A 16,185-nucleotide genomic window follows, 5' to 3' on the forward strand; every position below is an offset into this window, starting at 1 on the left:
GCCATGCTGGCCGGGCGCGGAGAAGCCACGGGGTGCGACGGCTCGTACCGTCGATCAACGCTTGCTGTACTGCGGAGCCTTGCGGGCCTTCTTGAGACCGGCCTTCTTGCGCTCCGGCACCCGCGCGTCGCGGGTGAGGAAGCCGGCCTTCTTCAGTGCCGGGCGGTGCTCGATGTTCGCGAACTGCAGCGCGCGGGAGATGCCGAGGCGCAGCGCACCGGCCTGGCCGGTGGTGCCGCCGCCGTTCACGCGCGCGAGCACGTCGAACTGGCCCTCCAGGCCCAGCAGCACGAACGGCTCGTTCACGATCTGCTGGTGCACCTTGTTCGGGAAGTACTGGTCCAGCGTGCGGCCGTTGATCTTCCACTGGCCGGTGCCGGGGACGATGCGGACCCGCGCGATGGCCTGCTTGCGGCGGCCGGTTCCGGCGGCGGGGCCGGTCGCGACCGGCTGGCCGAGGTAGCCCTCGCCCGCGGCCTCGGGGGTCTCGGTGCTGTACTCGGACGGCGCGTCCTCGTACGACTCGGCTTCGGCGGCCTGCTCGGCGCCGGTGGTGTCGTCCACGGTTCTCCTTGGGGTGTTCTAGCCAGGGCGGCGGGCCCGTCCTGCGGGTGCCCCGGCGGCCTCATGGTGGTGCGCACGATCGGCTCGTGCGCGGGGTGTCACTTCTTGATCTGGCTGATCTGGGTGATCTCGAACGGGACCGGCTTCTGCGCCTGGTGCGGGTGGTCGGGCCCGGCGTAGACCTTCACCTTGCCGAACATCTTCCGGCCGAGGGAGTTCTTGGGCAGCATGCCCTTGATCGCCTTCTCGACGGCCCGCTCGGGGTGCTTGGCCAGCAGGTCGGTGTAGGTCACCGAGCGCAGGCCACCGGGGTAACCGGAGTGCCGGTACGCCTTCTTCCGCTCCGCCTTGTTGCCGGACAGCGACACCTTGTCGGCGTTCACGATGACGACGAAGTCACCGGTGTCCAGATGCGGCGCGTAGATCGGCTTGTGCTTACCCCGAAGCAACTGCGCGACCTGACTGGCGAGACGGCCCAGCACGACATCGGTCGCGTCGATGACGTACCACTGACGCTGGACGTCAGCGGGCTTAGGGGTGTACGTGCGCACGGTCGTAAGCCTTCGTTTCTGTCGACTCTCAGCGGTCCCCCTGGCGGGCGAACGCTACCTGTCAGCGGTGTCGATCCTCGCTCCCCCATCGTGGGCGAGCGCCACCTCTCAGCGGTTTCGATCCTGCTCGCGCCGATCAGAGACCTAAGTCCGACCTGGCGCTCCGGGAGGCCGGGGCCCGTACGACACCGCGAAAGGCGCTTGCTCGGGACACACCGGCACGTCGTCGCGTCACTGCCGCCCGCGCGGGCAGGCGTCAACGCACACAACAAACACGCAGGATACTCGGCCGTGCGTGTACGGGTCAAAACAAGCCGCGATGACACCCTCGGCCGCATCCCCGGCCATGCGGCATTCCGGTATCCGCACCAGAAAAGGAGACGGTCGGCGGCCCGTCGATCACAGAATGTAGCGATATTGATCTTTCTTGGGGGATCTTAGTAACCCGGGGTCATATCGGGATATGGTGCCGGGCGACCGGTCCACGCCGGCTCACGCCGGCCCGCACCCGGGAGCCCCCGCTGTCCACTCCCCGCAGACCAGGTGATCCAGCCGGACGCCGCCGGCCCGGCCATGCCGGGCAGAGCGGCCCCGCGCCCCGCGACGTCCCCGCACGCGACGGGACGCCTCCGTACCGTGACGAGCTCGTCGCCAGCGGTCCGTCGCGTGCCCGCTCCGCTCCGCCGCCGCGGCGGCGCCGCACGTCCGGCGGCTCGTCCGGGAACGGCGGCCCGCCGGGACGCAAGCGGTCCCGGGGCAGGAGCGCCACCGGGATCGTGGCCGTCGTCACCGCGTCCGGCCTCGCCATCGGGTTCGGCGTCGCGATCGACCGCCTCATCCTGCCCGGACTCCGGTCGGAGAAGACCTCCGCGTCCGCACCGGAGCGGAGCCCGTCCGCCGAGATCCCGCCCGGGCCGCAGAGCGACCCGGTGGAGGGGACCGGCACGGATTCCCCGACGGGCACGGGCGGCGGCAAGAGCAGCCCCACGGCCTCCCCCGCGCCGCCGTCGGAGGAGCCGACGCCGCCGCTGAAGGCGATCCACCCGCCGAAGAGCACCTCGGCCGAGCCGTCGAAGTCCGGCAGTCCGTCCGGATCGGACGAGCCTCCGTCGAGCGGGGGCGGCACCACGGGCGACACCGGCGGATCGACCAGTACCGAGGCGGCCGTCGTGTCGCTGACCAACGCCGAGCGCGCCAAGAACGGGTGCAAGGCGCTGCGCATCGACCAGCGGCTCGTCGTCGCGGCCCGCAAGCACTCCGCGGACATGGCGGCCAACGACTACTTCGACCACACGTCCCGCAACGGCGACAGCCCGTGGAAGCGGATGGAGGACGCCGGGTACAGCAGCCCCGGCGCGGAGAACATCGCCAAGGGCTACCCGACCGCCTCGGCCGTCGTGAAGGGCTGGATGAACAGCCCGGGCCACCGGGCCAACATCCTGAACTGCGGCCTGCGCGCCATCGGCGTCGGGATGGCCTCGGGGCCCGGCGGCCCGTTGTGGACGCAGGACTTCGGCTGGAAATGACCCCGTCTCACTCAGGGGACATGACCTTCCGCAAATCACCGGCGTCCGGTTCGCCCCCATGTCATGGTGGGTGTCTCGAAGGTCCAGAGCCCTGAACGAGGAACGGTAAGGTCCAACGCATGGGTTACCCGGGCGATCAAGGCAGACCCGGCGACTGGCCTCCCCGGCAGTCGCCGCACGCGCCGTACGGACCCGGAGCCGAAGCGCCACCGTACGGCCACGACAACGACGAAGCCCCCTTCGCACCACGCGACGAGGGGCCCGGTGCGATGCCGTCCGGCCAGGAGGCGTTCGGTCAGGAACCACTGGGCGGGGAGCCGTTCGGCAGGGACGCGTTCGCCGGTGGGGGGCCCGGAGGACCGGGCGAGCAGACCGCCACCTGGTCCGAGCAGCCACCGGCGTGGGGCGCCGAGCCCGCCCCGGGCGACGCGCCCGGCGAGGACGCCTACGGCTCCTACGAGGGCATGCCGCCCGGCCCGTCCGGCGGGCCCTCCGGCGGGCCGACACCGCACGGACGGCGCCGCAACCTCCCGCTGATCATCGGGGGCGCGGCGGTCGCCGGGATCCTCCTCATCGGCGGCGGCGTCGGGCTGTCGTCGATGCTGAAGGGCGACTCCAAGCCGAAGAAGACACCGGACCAGGCGGCGTCCACCCAGCCCAAGCCGACACCGAGCCCGACGAAGCCCGTGCTGGCGCCGGTGAAGCTGCAGAGCCGCACCACCGACCCCACGCCGCTGACGCTCAAGGAGGTCTTCGGCAAGGGGAAGTTCAAGTCGGGCCGCCAGAAGTACGTGCGGACCGCCGTCAACGCGAAGAAGAGCTGCGCCGACGTCGTCGGCGGCACGAGCCTGGAGAAGGCGCTCAAGAAGGGCCGCTGCACCCAGGCCCTGCGGGCCACCTACGCGCTCAGCACCGGCTCCCTCATCGGCACGGTCGGCGTGTTCAACCTGCAGAACGAGGCGGCGGCCAAGAAGGCCGTCAAGGCCGCGGGCGCCAAGGACGCGTTCCTCCAGGCGCTGCCCGGCAAGGGCGTCTCCAAGACCAACGGCAAGGGCGAGGCGCTCGGCACCTCGCAGGTGCGCGGCCACTACGTCATCATGACGTGGGTACAGCGGCCGGACGGAAAGAAGATTTCCAGCAAGTACCATGCGGCCGTCCGGGTCTTCGGAACGCAGATGGTCAAGGGCAGCAACCTGGCGCTGGCCTTGCACTACAGGGAAACCGAAGGCAAGCCCCTCCAAAAGTGACCTGTATGAATACCCTCACTGCTTATGTCTGGACCTGAAGACGCCCGGGAGACCACCGACCAGGCCACCGGCGAATCGCCGGCGGCCGAGTCCGCCTCCCTCAAGCTCCCCGCCTTCGGCCTGGAGGCCCCCTGGTGGGCCGCGGAATCCGCGGGCACCGCCCGCCCGGCCGACGAGCCCCCGCGCGAGCCGGAGTTCCTGTCCGCGCCCGTGATGGAGGACGAGGCGGACGCCATCGCACCCGTCTCCGACCTTCTGGCCGAGGCCGAGGCCGAACTCGAAGCCGAGCCCGAGGCCGAGGCCGGCGAGGTCGTCCCCGTGGTCACCCTCCCTCCGCCCGGGACCCTGGTCGCAGGGAAGGGCGTCCCCAGCGTCGACTCCCGCCGGGCCGTTCCCGCCGAGCCGATCGTCCAGCGCCCGCTCTCGACCGACGACACCGATCCGGACGGCTTCCAGCCCATCCCGGCGGCGGACGAGGCGGCACAGGAGGACGACCCGGCCGGCGACGCCCCGGACAAGACCGTCGTGGACGACCCCGTGGTGGCCGAGGCCGCGGCGACCGAGGCCGTGGAGGACGCCCCCACGCCGCTTTCGGCGTTCGAGAAGGCCAGGCAGGCGGAGGACGAGTCGTCCACGCTCGCACCGGTGCTCGTCCCGGACGCGATCCTGCCGCCCGGCGTCGTCCCGCCCACCGGCAGCGGCCCGTTCCCGCAGACCGAGCCGGCCGCCGACGACACGGTGGTCGACGGGCAGCCGCCGGTCATCACACCGATCTACCACGCCGAGGGCGGCGTCCCGGTCGACACCCCGCCGCCGCCCGGACGTCCCCGGCAGGACGGCCCGGGCCACGGCGCGAACAAGCAGCGGGTCGTGCTGATCGGCGGCGGCGCCGCGCTCATCCTCGCCGCGGCCGCCGCCCTGTTCCTCATCGGCGAGACGGGTTCGGGCAACGATGCCGGCGACCGCAAGGCGGCCGAGCCTCCGGCGGTGTCGCAGTCGACGCCGGCCGCCACACCGTCCGCGACGTCCAGGCCCGTGGACATCAGCAACGAGAAGTCCGACACCGCCGACCTGGGGTTCCACGACGTCTTCCCCGCCGCGACCCTCCAGCTCGGCGGGCGCACCTACACCCGGGACCGCTGGTCCCTCAACCGCGACGTCGCGTACGCGGCCCGCGGCTCCATGCTCACCGCCCTCCAGCGCGAGAAGTGCCGCAAGATCGTCCGCGCCACCTACATCGACCCGGAGAGCAAGCTCGCCGTCACGTCCGGGATCGCCGTGATGCCGACCAAGAGGGCGGCGATCGCCGTGAGCAAGGCGGGCGACCCCGCCGAGTACGAGTGGTTCCGCGGCATGGCGGGCAAGCGCTCACCGGACATCGACCGGGCCGGCGGCTACGCGGCGGCGACCGTCCGCGGCCGGTACGTGGCCTACGCCTACGTGCAGTGGGCGAACGGCAGGAAGGCCAAGCCCGGGGATCCGGTCATCAAGAAGGCGGCCCAGCTGTTCCTCGACTACGACCTGCGCCCGATCGTGGCGCGCGCCCGGGGCTGAACCCTCACGTGCCCTGCTGAGGCGCCGCGCCGCCGGACGATGCCGGCTGCTCCGCGGCGGCCGCGGCGGTGGCGTTCAGCGTGCGGACGCGGCGGGTCTCCTGCGCGCGCCTGGCCAGGCTGTCGTCGCCGGGGTAGCGGATCTCCTCCAGCGACAGGCCGTGCGCGGGCGCGACGTTCACGCCCGAGTCGCGGACGCGGGCGGCGAGCACCTCGGCGGGCCACTCCACCTCGCGCCGCCCGTCCCCGACCATCAGCAGGGCGCCGACGAGCGCCCTGACCATCGAATGGCAGAAGGCGTCGGCCTCCACGGTCGCGCAGGCCAGGTGCGGGTCGCGGTCGTCGCGAGCCCACTCGTAGCGCAGCAGTTCCCGGATCGTCGTCGCGCCCTCCCGCTTCCGGCAGTACGCGGCGAAGTCGTTCTCCCCCACCAGCCTCCGCGCGGCGTCGTTCATCCGGTCCAGGTTCAGCGGGCGAGGATGCCACAGCACGTCATGGCGGCGCAGCGGCTCCACCCCGACCGGGTTGTCGCACACCCGGTACACGTAGCGGCGGGACAGCGCGGAGAACCGCGCGTCGAACCCCTCCGGCGCGACCGAGACGCGCCACACCCGGACGTCCGGCGGCAGCAGCCCTGCGAGGCGGCGCGGCATCGTCCCGTTGATCGCCGAGTAGGCGGCGACGGGCACCACCAGGTGGGCGACCTGCCCGCGGGCGTGCACGCCGGCGTCGGTGCGGCCGGCGACGGTGAGCATGGGGGGCGGGTCCAGGCGCAGCATGCGTGCCAGCGCGTCCTCGATGACGCCCTGGACGGTCCGCTGGTTCGGCTGTCTCGCCCAGCCCGCGAAGTCCGACCCGTCGTATCCGATGTCGAGCCGGAGTCGTACCAGAGCGGTCATGTCAGCCGTATCGTCCCTCTGCACCGTGCGTCCGTTCCCCCCGATGTCCCGCGCTCATCGGGCACTCCCCTGACACGCTCCCCGCTGAATCGTCGCCCGCCTGACCTGACCATGGAATCAAGTCTGGCAAAGTTCGGGCCCGCCGTCTCGATCGAAACGGCGGGCCCTCACGAATGTCGAGCAAACGCTCGCCTAGGTCACGCGGTGAACTACTTCTTGCCGCCCTCGTCCTCGGCGTCCGCGGCCTCGTCCTTCGCCTCGGCGGCCTCGGGCTCGTCGGCGTCGGCCTTGCTGAGGGTGACATCGCCCTCGGCGGGCAGGTCCTCCTCGGCGACCTTGGGCTCCGGGGCGGCCTTGGCGGTGGAGGCGGCCAGCTGCTCCTGCACCAGCTCGATCACGGCCATCGGGGCGTTGTCGCCCTTACGCGGCCCGATCTTGGTGATGCGGGTGTAGCCGCCGGGACGGTTCTCGAAGCGCGGCGCGATCTCGGTGAAGAGCTCGTGCAGGACGCTCTTGTCGCGGATCGTCCTGGCCACCAGGCGGCGGTTGTGCAGGTCGCCCTTCTTCGCCTTGGTGATCAGCTTCTCCGCCAGCGGACGCACCCGCCGGGCCTTGGCCTCGGTGGTGGTGATGCGGCCGTGCTCGAACAGCGACGTGGCCAGGTTCGCCAGGATCAGCTTCTGGTGCGCAGCGCTGCCGCCGAGGCGGGCGCCCTTGGTGGGCTGGGGCATGACTCTTTCCTTCCTGCACCGGCCGTATCAGGTACCGGTGTCAGCTGGTTCCGGACGGCCGGGGAACGGTGCCCCCGGCCGCCGGAATCGGGTTTCTAGTACTGCTCGGTCTCGGCGTAGCCCTGGTCGTCGTCGCCGTAGTTGTCGGCCGCCGCGCTCGGGTCGAACCCGGGCGGGGAGTCCTTCAGCGACAGGCCCATGTCGTTGAGCTTCTGCTTGACCTCTTCGATCGACTTGGCGCCGAAGTTGCGGATGTCGAGCAGGTCCTGCTCGCTGCGGGCGACGAGCTCGCCCACGGAGTGGATGCCCTCGCGCTTCAGGCAGTTGTAGGAGCGGACGGTGAGGTTCAGCTCCTCGATCGGCAGGGCCAGGTCCGCGGCGAGCGCGGCGTCCGTCGGGGACGGGCCCATGTCGATGCCCTCGGCCTCGACGTTGAGCTCCCGGGCCAGCCCGAACAGCTCGACGAGGGTCTTGCCCGCGGAGGCGACCGCGTCGCGCGGCAGCATCGCCTGCTTGGTCTCCACGTCCAGGATGAGGCGGTCGAAGTCGGTGCGCTGCTCGACTCGGGTGGCCTCGACCTTGTAGGTGACCTTGAGCACGGGCGAGTAGATGGAGTCGATCGGGATCCGGCCGATCTCCTGGCCCGGCTGCTTGTTCTGCGCGGCGGAGACGTAGCCGCGGCCGCGCTCGACCGTCAGCTCCATCTCCAGCTTGGCCTTGTTGTTCAGGGTGGCGATGTGCAGGTCGGGGTTGTGGACCTCGACGCCCGCCGGCGGCGCGATGTCGGCCGCGGTCACCTCGCCCGGGCCCTGCTTGCGCAGGTACATGACCACGGGCTCGTCGTGCTCGGACGAGACGACGAGCTCCTTGAGGTTCAGGATGATGTCGGTGACGTCTTCCTTGACCCCGGGCACGGTGGAGAACTCGTGCAGGACGCCCTCGATGCGGATGCTGGTGACGGCCGCACCGGGGATCGAGGAGAGCAGGGTACGACGCAGCGAGTTGCCGATCGTGTAGCCGAAGCCCGGCTCCAGCGGCTCGATGGTGAACCGGGACCGGTACTCGTCGACCTGCTCTTCGGTGAGAGTCGGACGCTGAGCGATGAGCATGGTGGTGCCTTCTTTCCGCGGTGCCCGCTATTTGACGACCGCGTTCGTGAATGTTCCCCGTTCCGCCGGGATCCCACCCGGGGACCCCGGCGAAACGACGTGAGCCCCTACTTGGAGTAGAGCTCGACGATCAGCTGCTCCTGAACGGGAGCGTCGATCTGCTGCCGGACGGGCAGCGAGTGCACGAGGATCCGCATCTTCTCGCCGTCCACCCCGAGCCACGCCGGGACCTGACGGTCGCCGACCTCGGCCTTGGCGACCTGGAACGGCGTCATCTCCATCGACTTGGGCTTGACGTCGATGATGTCGGCCTCGGTCACGAGGGCCGACGGGATGTTGACCTTCCTGCCGTTGACCCGGATGTGGCCGTGCCGGATGAGCTGGCGGGCCATGTCGCGGGACTTGGCGAAGCCGCCCCGGTAGACGACGTTGTCGAGCCGGCGCTCCAGCAGCGTGAGCAGGTTGTCGCCCGTCTTGCCCTGCTGGCGGTTCGCCTCGACGTAGTAGTTGTGGAACTGCCGCTCCAGCACGCCGTAGATGCGCCGCGCCTTCTGCTTCTCACGAAGCTGCAGCAGGTACTCGGTCTCCTTGGGCCGGCCGCGACCGTGCTCACCCGGCGGGTAGGGCCGGATCTCGATCGGGCACTTCGGGCCCTCGCACTTGCTGCCCTTGAGGAACAGCTTCATCTTCTCGCGGCGGCAGAGCTTGCAGTCCGCACCGGTGTAACGAGCCATTGTTCTAGATCTCCCCTGCCTCAGACCCGGCGACGCTTCGGCGGGCGGCAGCCGTTGTGCGGAACGGGCGTGACGTCCTGGATCGAGCCCACCTCGAGGCCGGTCGCCTGCAGCGACCGGATGGCGGTCTCGCGGCCCGAGCCCGGGCCCTTCACGAAGACGTCGACCTTGCGCATGCCGTGCTCCATCGCGCGGCGGGCGGCCGCCTCGGCGGCCTGCTGCGCGGCGAACGGGGTGGACTTGCGCGAGCCCTTGAAGCCGACGTGGCCCGAGGAGGCCCAGGAGATCACGTTGCCGTTGGGGTCGGTGATCGAAACGATCGTGTTGTTGAACGTGCTCTTGATGTGGGCGTGCCCGTGAGCGACGTTCTTCTTTTCCTTGCGGCGCACCTTCTTGGCGCCGACACGGCTCTTAGGAGGCATCTGCTCTCTCTACTCTTGAGGTCATCGATCCGGAGGACCGACTCCGGACTACTTCTTGCCGGCCTTCTTCTTGCCGGCCACGGTCTTCTTCTTGCCCTTGCGGGTGCGCGCGTTGGTCTGCGTGCGCTGACCGTGCACCGGAAGCCCGCGGCGGTGCCGGATGCCCTGGTAGCACCCGATCTCGATCTTGCGGCGGATGTCCGCCTGGACCTCGCGGCGAAGATCACCCTCGATCTTGTAGTTCGCCTCGATCCAGTCGCGGAGCTGCACCAGCTCGTCGTCGCCGAGCTGGTGCACCCGCAGGTCGCCGCTGACGCCGGTGCCCGCGAGGGTCTCCAGCGCGCGCGTCCGGCCGATGCCGAAGATGTAGGTGAGAGCGACCTCGAGGCGCTTGTCGCGCGGGAGGTCGACGCCGAGGAGGCGTGCCATCGTGGGCAGTTCCCTTCATTCGTCCGGAGGTATGGACGCACCGCCTCCGCACACACCCTGCCCGGGTGGCGGCCCCGGCCTCCGAAGGTCCGGGGGTGCTCCTCCACACGACGGTGCCGTACGGCCCGATCCAGTGGACCGAAACCCGTACGGCGACCTGTGTGAAGGCTGCGATGCGTTTGCTCGGTTGTGAGCGTCAGCCCTGACGCTGCTTGTGGCGCGGGTCGGAGCAGATCACCATGACCCGGCCGTGCCGGCGGATGACGCGGCACTTGTTGCAGATCTTCTTGACGCTCGGCTTGACCTTCACTGGGTCTCCTAGGGATCAGGGTCACCCCCGCGCCGCCACGCACGGGGAAGGCAACCCCAGTGGGATTGGGTTTACTTGTAGCGGTAGACGATCCGACCGCGCGTGAGGTCGTAGGGGCTCAGCTCCACAACGACGCGGTCGTCCGGCAGGATCCGGATGTAGTGCATCCGCATCTTGCCGCTGATGTGGGCGAGCACCTTGTGCCCGTTGTCGAGCTCCACCCGGAACATGGCGTTGGGCAGCGACTCGATCACGGTGCCCTCGATCTCGATGGCCCCTTCTTTCTTGGGCATGTCCTCCGCGCTTCGCTGGTCGGCTCATTGGACGCGGCCCGGCTCTCCAGAGGAGAATCGGCCGCAACCCGCACGCGACGCGGAAGCGTCATGAAGGGGAATCGGGCGGCCGTCGACGGACCGACAAGGGAGTCTACGTCAACCGGCCTTCCAATGCGAAATCAACGCATGATACGGGTCCGGAGACTCCTCCCGAGCTAAGCATACATCGCGTGCGCGTTGTACCTTTCCAGGAGAGAGACGTCCGAGGAGGATCAGCATGCCGAGCTATGACTTCGCGCTGATCCTCAGCCGTCCCCTCTACGAGGACGAGCTGGATCCGCTGTTCGACCGCACGCACGGCGCGGTCACGGTGTCGATCATCAGCGAGCCTGAGCACGCGGAGCGCCCCGGCAACGCCTCCTGCTCCTGGCCGGGTCCCACCCTCGCCGCGGCGATCATGGAGGTGGTCCGCCATGTCGAGGAGAGCGCGCCCGGCCTGCACGTCCTGCAGGTGGAGGCCGACCCGCTGCTGACGATCCGCGACATCGCCGAACGCGTCGGGCGCTCCCTCGACTCCGTCCGGCACGCGATCACCGGGGCCCGCGGCGCGACCGGCTTCCCGTCCTCGGAGATGTCCACCGCCGGACACCGGCTGTGGCGCTGGTCCAAGGTCGCCGCCTGGTACGACCTCCACGACCCGCAGCTGGTCGAGGCCAAGCCGACCGTCCAGGCCATCAACGGCTGGCTCGCCCTTCGCGACGTCGTCCCGGACGTGGCCCCCGCGCCGGAAGAGGTCACCTCGGCCCTGTCGCTGGTCATCCAGGTCGCCTGAGGAACGCCTCGCCGACCGGACGGCGCGACCCGAAAGCGTGGGTAATGCGCCCGTAATGTCGTCTTTGATGGGGTGAAGTCGACAGTGCGGGCGGAGGAGGCGAAGATCGTCCAGATGCCGGGCCTGGGGGTGCCCTGAGCGTGGGTCCGTGATGTGCTTGGGCAAGGGGGAGGGGATCGATGGCGATCATCGCGCAGCTGAGCGACATCCACCTGGCGGCCGGACGCGACGGCGAGGTGGACGACGGCTCCGGGCCGGTCCGCGCCCTGCGCGCCGCCGTGTCGAGCCTGCTGTCGCTGCCCGCGCGACCCGACGCCGTCGTCCTCACCGGCGACCTCGCCGACGGCGGGCGCCCCTCCGAGTACGCCCGGCTGCACGCGCTGCTGTCGCCGCTGCCGATGGCCGTCCACCCCATGTGCGGCAACCACGACGACCGCGACGAGATGCGGAAGGCGTTCGCCGACCATCCGGCGGTCGCGGCCACCGGGACCGGCCCGGGGGCGCCCCTGCAGTACGCCGTCGACGTGGCGGGCGTCCGGCTCGTCTGCTGCGACACCACCGTGGACGGGCACTCGCACGGGCACATGAGCGAGGAGCGGCTCGCCTGGCTGGACGCGACGCTCGGCGCGGCGCCCGGCACCCCCACGATCATCGCGACGCATCACCCGCCCTACCCCATCGGCATGCGGTTCATCGACGACCTGCGGTTCGTCGACCCCGCCGGGTTCGCGTCGGTGATCTCACGGCATCCGCAGGTCGTGCGGATCATCTCCGGGCACGTCCACCGGGCGTCGGTCGGGTCGCTGGCGGGGACGGTCAGCACCACCTGCCCGAGCACCTACCGGCAGCTGTTCCTCGACCTCACCAAGCGGGGACGCGCCGCCGTCACCGGGGAGCCTGCCGGGTTCGCCCTCCACCTCGTCGGCGAGGACGGCACCGCCACCACCCACTTCGCGCCGACCGGGAACTACCGCCCGCTGATGGACGTGGAGTGAGCCGCCCGCGGGCCGCCCCCCGCCGGTGAGCGGTCAGCCGCGGCCCGGCCGGCCGCCGAAGACCGTGCGCATCAGCAGGATCGCGCCCCACGGGCCCGCCACCCAGATCCACCACGGGTACACCGCGCCCGACGTGACAAGGATGATCAGCCAGACGGTGAAGTTGATCATGCTGACCGTCGCCCAGGCGCCCCACATCGCCCGCATCCGCTGCGGTTCGAGGTCGCCCGGCATGGGCTTGGCGGGGGAAGCGGTGCTCTTGGCCTGCGACGCCGGGACGGGCAGCTGGTAGAGGTCCTCCTCCGGCAGGTCCGAGGTGATCTCCTGGAGCTGCCCGAGCGTCTTCGCCCCGTACACCGATTCGAGCCGCTCGTCCAGCTCGTCCATCGTGATCCGGCCCTCGGCGCAGTGCTCCCGCAGGCTCGCGGCCACCCGGTCGCGGTCGGCGTCCGACGCCCGGATGTCAGGGTTCGGCGCCATCGTTCCTCCGCTCCTCAGGACGAGCTGTCACTCCCATTCTGCGGTGGCGGCGCGAGCTTCGCGAACCATTCCCGGCCCTCGTCGATCGCCGTCAGGACGCGGGGGCCGTCCGCGGTGACCGCGAACGTGTGCTCGAAATGCGCCGAGGTCCGCCCGTCGGTCGTCACGACCGTCCAGCCGTCGTCCAGTTCGAGGGTGTCCTTCGTGCCGAGGTTCACCATGGGCTCCACCGCGAAGCACATCCCCGGCTCCAGGACGGGCCCGTGCCCGGGCGCCCCGTGGTTCGGGATCAGCGGGTCCATGTGCATCTCGGTCCCGATGCCGTGCCCGCCGTAGCCCTCGACGATGCCGTAGGGGCCCTGAGAGCGGATGTGAGCCTCGATCGCGTGCGACATGTCCGTGAGGCGGGCGCCGGCCGTCCCGGCCGCCAGACCGTGCCACAGGGACGCCTCGGTGACCTCCAGCAGCCGGCGCTCCTCGTCGGTGATCTCCCCGACGGGGACGGTGACGGCCGCGTCGCCGTGCCAGCCCGCCACGATCGCGCCGCAGTCGATGGAGATGACGTCGCCGTCCCGCAGCACCTTCCCGGCCCGCGGGATGCCGTGCACGATCTCCTCGTTGACGGACGCGCAGATCGTCCCGGTGAAGCCGTGGTAGCCCTTGAACGACGGGACGCCGCCGTTGTCGCGGATGTGCCGCTCGGCGAGCGTGTCCAGGTCCAGGGTGGTGATCCCCGGTTTGACGGCCTCGCGCAGCAGCTCCAGCGTCCGGCCGACGAGCAGCCCCGCCGCGCGCATCAGCTCGATCTGCTCCGCGGTCTTCACCTGGATCGCGAGCCTACGCCGTTTGAACATCGGGCCTGCTCACTTCTCCAGCGGGCGCAGCGCGGTCAGGGCGCGCTTGGTGACCTCTTCGACCGGGCCCGTCGCGTCGATGCCGACGAGGATGTTCTCGTCGGCATAGAACTGCACCAGCGGGGCCGTGTCGTGCTTGTACACCTCCAGGCGGTGCATGACGACCTCTTCCTTGTCGTCGTCGCGCTGGAAGAGGTGACCGCCGCAGTCGTCGCAGATGTCGTCCTGCTTGTCGTCGAAGTCGACGTGCCAGATCCGCCCGCACCTGTCGCAGGTGCGCCGGCCCGACAGCCGCCGGACGACCTCGTCCTCGTCGACGACCAGCTCCAGCACGATGTCGAGGCGGTTGTCCCACTCGGCGAGGATCTTCTTCAGCGTCTCCGCCTGCGGGACGTTGCGCGGGAACCCGTCCAGCAGGAACCCGTCGCGGGCGTCGTCCTCGCCGATCCGGTCGCGGACCATCGCGATCGTGACCTCGTCGGGGACGAGGTCGCCGCGGTCCATGTACTGCTTGGCCTTCCGGCCGAGCTCGGTGCCGCCGCTCACGTTCGCGCGGAAGATGTCACCTGTCGATATCTTCGGGACCGACAGATGAGATGCGATGAACTGGGCCTGCGTCCCCTTGCCCGCTCCCGGGGGGCCCACCAGGACGATACGCACTACTGGAGGAAGCCCTCGTAGTTGCGCTGCTGGAGCTGACTCTCGATCTGCTTCACGGTATCCAGTCCGACGCCGACGACGATGAGAATGCTCGTGCCGCCGAACGGGAAGTCCTGGCTCGCCTGCATGAGTGCGAAGGCGACCATCGGGACGAGGGACACGAGCCCCAGGTAGAGCGCACCGGGTGTGGTGATCCGGGTCAGCACGAAGTCGAGGTATTCGGCGGTCGGCCGGCCAGGACGGATACCTGGGATGAATCCACCATACTTCTTCATGTTGTCGGCGACTTCAGTGGGGTTGAACGTGATCGCCACATAGAAGTACGTGAAGAAGATGATGAAGACGAAGAAGACGCCCATGTGCCAGGCATTGTCCTGCTGGAGGTACGGCTGGACCTTCTGCAGCCACTTGGTGTTGGGCCACAGCTGGGTCGCCAGCACCGGCAGGTAGAGCAGCGACGACGCGAAGATGATCGGGATGATGCCGGCCTGGTTCACCTTCAGCGGGATGTACGTCGACGTCCCGCCGTACATGCGCCGGCCCACCATCCGCTTCGCGTACTGGACGGGGATGCGCCGCTGCGCCTGCTCGACGAACACGACGCCGGCCATGATCGCCAGGCCGACGAGGATCACGACCGCGAAGACGAAGCCGTTCTTGGCCTTGTAGATGCTCCAGAACTGGGCCGGGAAGACCGCCACCACCTGGGTGAAGATCAGGATCGACATGCCGTTGCCGATGCCGCGGTCGGTGACCAGCTCGCCCAGCCACATGATGACGGTCGTGCCCGCCACCATGCAGATCACCATCACGATGATCGGGAAGATGCCCGTCTTGTACAGGATGTCTTCACCGCCGGACACGCCCTGGAACAGCTGACCGGTGCTCGCCATCGCCACGATGCCGGTCGCCTGCAGGATCGCCAGCCCCACCGTCAGGTAACGGGTGTACTGGGTGATCTTGGTGGTGCCGGCCTGGCCCTCCTTCTTGAGGGCCTCCAGCCGCGGGATCACCACCGTCAGCAGCTGCAAGATGATGCTCGCCGTGATGTACGGCATGATGCCCAGCGCGAACACCGACAGCTTCAGCAGCGCACCGCCGCTGAACAGGTCGACGAGCCCGTAGAGCTGGCCGCTGGCGCCGCCGCTGTTCTTGGCCGCGTCGGCGGTTTCCTTCAGCACCTTCACGTTCACGTTGGGCGTGGGCAGGATCGAGCCGATCCGGAACACCACGATCATGAACAACGTGAAGAAGATCTTTTTACGCAGGTCAGGCGTACGGAAAGCCCGAGCGAACGCGGTCAGCACCATTCCTCCTGCGCGACTGGCGGGTTCATGGCCACCGAGGGGCCGGTTACTACAGGTCCATGAGGTCGGGCGGAGGATATCCGCTGAGAGGCCGGAGTGTGGAATCTCACGCGTTCACCTTCGCCCGTGTGACTCTAACAGCAGACGACGTCGGGGCCGTCCCGCCCGTCCCGGCGGCCTCGCGGCCCCGGGCACTAGGCGAGAACGGCCCCGGCATCGGAAGAGTTCCTTCTTACAGCTCGTCGGTGGTTCCGCCGGCCGCGGCGATCTTCTCCTTCGCGGCACCGGAGAAGGCGTGCACCTTCACCTGAACCGCGACGGAGATGTCGCCCGTGCCGAGGACCTTGACCGGACGGCCGCGGCGCACCGCGCCCTTGGCCGCCAGGTCCTCCGCCGTGACCTCGCCGCCCTCGGGGTAGAGCGCGGCGAGCTTGTCCAGGTTCACGACCTGGAACTCGACCCGGTTCGGGTTCTTGAAGCCCTTGAGCTTCGGCACCCGGCGGATCAGCGGCATCTGGCCGCCCTCGAAACCCACGGGCACGGTGCTGCGGGCCTTGGTGCCCTTGGTGCCGCGGCCCGCGGTCTTGCCCTTGGACGCCTCGCCGCGGCCCTTGCGGGTCTTGGCCTTGCGGGCGCCGGGGGCCGGACGCAGGTCGTGCACCTTCAGCGGGGTGCCCTCGGTGTCCTTGCCGAGATCAGCCGCCATG

Annotated in this window: 20 protein-coding genes; 5 read left to right on the plus strand and 15 right to left on the minus strand. The window is 69.8% G+C overall.

Annotated features, from left to right (window positions below; genetic code table 11):
- Nucleotides 1-54: 54 nt before the first annotated feature.
- Both rpsI and rplM read right to left on the minus strand, forming a co-directional pair.
- Nucleotides 55-564 carry a 30S ribosomal protein S9 gene (gene rpsI / locus ACQPZP_RS38995; protein ID WP_433474664.1) on the minus strand — a complete coding sequence of 170 codons (510 nt, stop codon included), beginning with the start codon at nt 562-564 and terminating at the stop codon, nt 55-57.
- Nucleotides 565-662: 98 nt separating this feature from the next.
- Nucleotides 663-1,115 carry a 50S ribosomal protein L13 gene (gene rplM, locus ACQPZP_RS39000; protein WP_433474665.1) on the minus strand — a complete coding sequence of 151 codons (453 nt, stop codon included), beginning with the start codon at nt 1,113-1,115 and terminating at the stop codon, nt 663-665.
- A 776-nt stretch (nt 1,116-1,891) separates the two neighbouring features.
- Here rplM and ACQPZP_RS39005 point away from each other — a divergent pair.
- From ACQPZP_RS39005 to ACQPZP_RS39015, 3 genes are all read left to right on the plus strand, one after another.
- The gene (locus tag ACQPZP_RS39005; protein ID WP_433474666.1) at nt 1,892-2,641 is read left to right on the plus strand and encodes a CAP domain-containing protein; all 750 of its coding nucleotides are present in this window, start codon (nt 1,892-1,894) and stop codon (nt 2,639-2,641) included.
- A 269-nt stretch (nt 2,642-2,910) separates the two neighbouring features.
- Nucleotides 2,911-3,888 carry a hypothetical protein gene (locus tag ACQPZP_RS39010; protein WP_433474667.1) on the plus strand — a complete coding sequence of 326 codons (978 nt, stop codon included), beginning with the start codon at nt 2,911-2,913 and terminating at the stop codon, nt 3,886-3,888.
- Between the two features lie 24 nt (nt 3,889-3,912).
- Nucleotides 3,913-5,442, plus strand: a complete 1,530-nt coding sequence (locus ACQPZP_RS39015) for a hypothetical protein (protein WP_433474668.1) — start codon at nt 3,913-3,915, stop codon at nt 5,440-5,442.
- Between the two features lie 4 nt (nt 5,443-5,446).
- On the opposite strand, the gene truA is transcribed toward ACQPZP_RS39015, so the two are convergent.
- From truA to infA, 8 genes are all read right to left on the minus strand, one after another.
- A complete protein-coding gene (gene truA, locus ACQPZP_RS39020; RefSeq protein ID WP_433474669.1) occupies nt 5,447-6,340 on the minus strand; it encodes a tRNA pseudouridine(38-40) synthase TruA in 894 nt (297 codons plus the stop codon).
- 209 nt (nt 6,341-6,549) lie between these two features.
- Nucleotides 6,550-7,071, minus strand: a complete 522-nt coding sequence (rplQ, locus tag ACQPZP_RS39025) for a 50S ribosomal protein L17 (protein ID WP_433474670.1) — start codon at nt 7,069-7,071, stop codon at nt 6,550-6,552.
- Between the two features lie 95 nt (nt 7,072-7,166).
- Nucleotides 7,167-8,180 carry a DNA-directed RNA polymerase subunit alpha gene (locus tag ACQPZP_RS39030; RefSeq protein WP_067454600.1) on the minus strand — a complete coding sequence of 338 codons (1,014 nt, stop codon included), beginning with the start codon at nt 8,178-8,180 and terminating at the stop codon, nt 7,167-7,169.
- Nucleotides 8,181-8,287: 107 nt separating this feature from the next.
- The gene (rpsD, locus tag ACQPZP_RS39035; RefSeq protein ID WP_433474671.1) at nt 8,288-8,914 is read right to left on the minus strand and encodes a 30S ribosomal protein S4; all 627 of its coding nucleotides are present in this window, start codon (nt 8,912-8,914) and stop codon (nt 8,288-8,290) included.
- 20 nt (nt 8,915-8,934) lie between these two features.
- Nucleotides 8,935-9,336 carry a 30S ribosomal protein S11 gene (gene rpsK / locus ACQPZP_RS39040; RefSeq protein WP_021596710.1) on the minus strand — a complete coding sequence of 134 codons (402 nt, stop codon included), beginning with the start codon at nt 9,334-9,336 and terminating at the stop codon, nt 8,935-8,937.
- A 48-nt stretch (nt 9,337-9,384) separates the two neighbouring features.
- Entirely contained in the window at nt 9,385-9,765 is a 381-nt protein-coding gene (gene rpsM, locus ACQPZP_RS39045) for a 30S ribosomal protein S13 (protein WP_433464692.1), read from the minus strand.
- 196 nt (nt 9,766-9,961) lie between these two features.
- A complete protein-coding gene (gene rpmJ, locus ACQPZP_RS39050; RefSeq protein ID WP_021596712.1) occupies nt 9,962-10,075 on the minus strand; it encodes a 50S ribosomal protein L36 in 114 nt (37 codons plus the stop codon).
- Nucleotides 10,076-10,146: 71 nt separating this feature from the next.
- Complete coding sequence (gene infA / locus ACQPZP_RS39055) at nt 10,147-10,368, minus strand: translation initiation factor IF-1 (protein WP_018657567.1); 222 nt, start codon at nt 10,366-10,368, stop codon at nt 10,147-10,149.
- Nucleotides 10,369-10,627: 259 nt separating this feature from the next.
- On the opposite strand from infA, the gene ACQPZP_RS39060 reads away from it, so the two are divergent.
- Nucleotides 10,628-11,182, plus strand: coding sequence for a hypothetical protein (locus ACQPZP_RS39060; protein WP_433474672.1), 555 nt, complete (start codon nt 10,628-10,630; stop codon nt 11,180-11,182).
- Between the two features lie 179 nt (nt 11,183-11,361).
- The gene (locus ACQPZP_RS39065; protein WP_433474673.1) at nt 11,362-12,177 is read left to right on the plus strand and encodes a phosphodiesterase; all 816 of its coding nucleotides are present in this window, start codon (nt 11,362-11,364) and stop codon (nt 12,175-12,177) included.
- Between the two features lie 33 nt (nt 12,178-12,210).
- Here the strand turns inward: ACQPZP_RS39065 and ACQPZP_RS39070 are convergent, their stop codons facing one another.
- The 5 genes from ACQPZP_RS39070 to rplO all read right to left on the minus strand — a co-directional run bounded on the left by ACQPZP_RS39070 (nt 12,211) and on the right by rplO (nt 16,184).
- A complete protein-coding gene (locus ACQPZP_RS39070; protein ID WP_433474674.1) occupies nt 12,211-12,657 on the minus strand; it encodes a DUF1707 SHOCT-like domain-containing protein in 447 nt (148 codons plus the stop codon).
- A gap of 14 nt (nt 12,658-12,671) precedes the next feature.
- A complete protein-coding gene (gene map, locus ACQPZP_RS39075) occupies nt 12,672-13,511 on the minus strand; it encodes a type I methionyl aminopeptidase (RefSeq protein ID WP_433474675.1) in 840 nt (279 codons plus the stop codon).
- Between the two features lie 9 nt (nt 13,512-13,520).
- On the minus strand, nt 13,521-14,171 hold the full coding sequence (locus ACQPZP_RS39080; RefSeq protein ID WP_433474676.1) for an adenylate kinase: 651 nt from the start codon (nt 14,169-14,171) through the stop codon (nt 13,521-13,523).
- Nucleotides 14,171-15,478: a preprotein translocase subunit SecY gene (secY, locus tag ACQPZP_RS39085; RefSeq protein WP_433470148.1), complete on the minus strand. Its 1,308-nt coding sequence runs from the start codon at nt 15,476-15,478 to the stop codon at nt 14,171-14,173. Before secY ends, ACQPZP_RS39080 begins: the two co-directional genes overlap by 1 nt.
- A gap of 232 nt (nt 15,479-15,710) precedes the next feature.
- A complete protein-coding gene (gene rplO, locus ACQPZP_RS39090) occupies nt 15,711-16,184 on the minus strand; it encodes a 50S ribosomal protein L15 (protein WP_433474677.1) in 474 nt (157 codons plus the stop codon).
- Nucleotide 16,185 lies beyond the last annotated feature (1 nt).

It is taken from the genome of Spirillospora sp. CA-142024, assembly GCF_050942325.1.
GTDB lineage: Bacteria > Actinomycetota > Actinomycetes > Streptosporangiales > Streptosporangiaceae > Spirillospora.

Bases quoted from the DNA above. Each gene is read 5' to 3' on its own strand.
- ACQPZP_RS39010 (WP_433474667.1), top strand. From the start codon at position 2,911: ATGCCGTCCGGCCAGGAGGCGTTCGGTCAGGAACCACTGGGCGGGGAG.
- ACQPZP_RS39015 (WP_433474668.1), top strand. From the start codon at position 3,913: ATGTCTGGACCTGAAGACGCCCGGGAGACCACCGACCAGGCCACCGGC.
- truA (WP_433474669.1), bottom strand. From the start codon at position 6,340: ATGACCGCTCTGGTACGACTCCGGCTCGACATCGGATACGACGGGTCG.
- rplQ (WP_433474670.1), bottom strand. From the start codon at position 7,071: ATGCCCCAGCCCACCAAGGGCGCCCGCCTCGGCGGCAGCGCTGCGCAC.
- ACQPZP_RS39030 (WP_067454600.1), bottom strand. From the start codon at position 8,180: ATGCTCATCGCTCAGCGTCCGACTCTCACCGAAGAGCAGGTCGACGAG.
- rpsD (WP_433474671.1), bottom strand. From the start codon at position 8,914: ATGGCTCGTTACACCGGTGCGGACTGCAAGCTCTGCCGCCGCGAGAAG.
- rpsK (WP_021596710.1), bottom strand. From the start codon at position 9,336: ATGCCTCCTAAGAGCCGTGTCGGCGCCAAGAAGGTGCGCCGCAAGGAA.
- rpsM (WP_433464692.1), bottom strand. From the start codon at position 9,765: ATGGCACGCCTCCTCGGCGTCGACCTCCCGCGCGACAAGCGCCTCGAG.
- infA (WP_018657567.1), bottom strand. From the start codon at position 10,368: ATGCCCAAGAAAGAAGGGGCCATCGAGATCGAGGGCACCGTGATCGAG.
- ACQPZP_RS39060 (WP_433474672.1), top strand. From the start codon at position 10,628: ATGCCGAGCTATGACTTCGCGCTGATCCTCAGCCGTCCCCTCTACGAG.
- ACQPZP_RS39065 (WP_433474673.1), top strand. From the start codon at position 11,362: ATGGCGATCATCGCGCAGCTGAGCGACATCCACCTGGCGGCCGGACGC.
- ACQPZP_RS39070 (WP_433474674.1), bottom strand. From the start codon at position 12,657: ATGGCGCCGAACCCTGACATCCGGGCGTCGGACGCCGACCGCGACCGG.
- map (WP_433474675.1), bottom strand. From the start codon at position 13,511: ATGTTCAAACGGCGTAGGCTCGCGATCCAGGTGAAGACCGCGGAGCAG.
- rplO (WP_433474677.1), bottom strand. From the start codon at position 16,184: ATGGCGGCTGATCTCGGCAAGGACACCGAGGGCACCCCGCTGAAGGTG.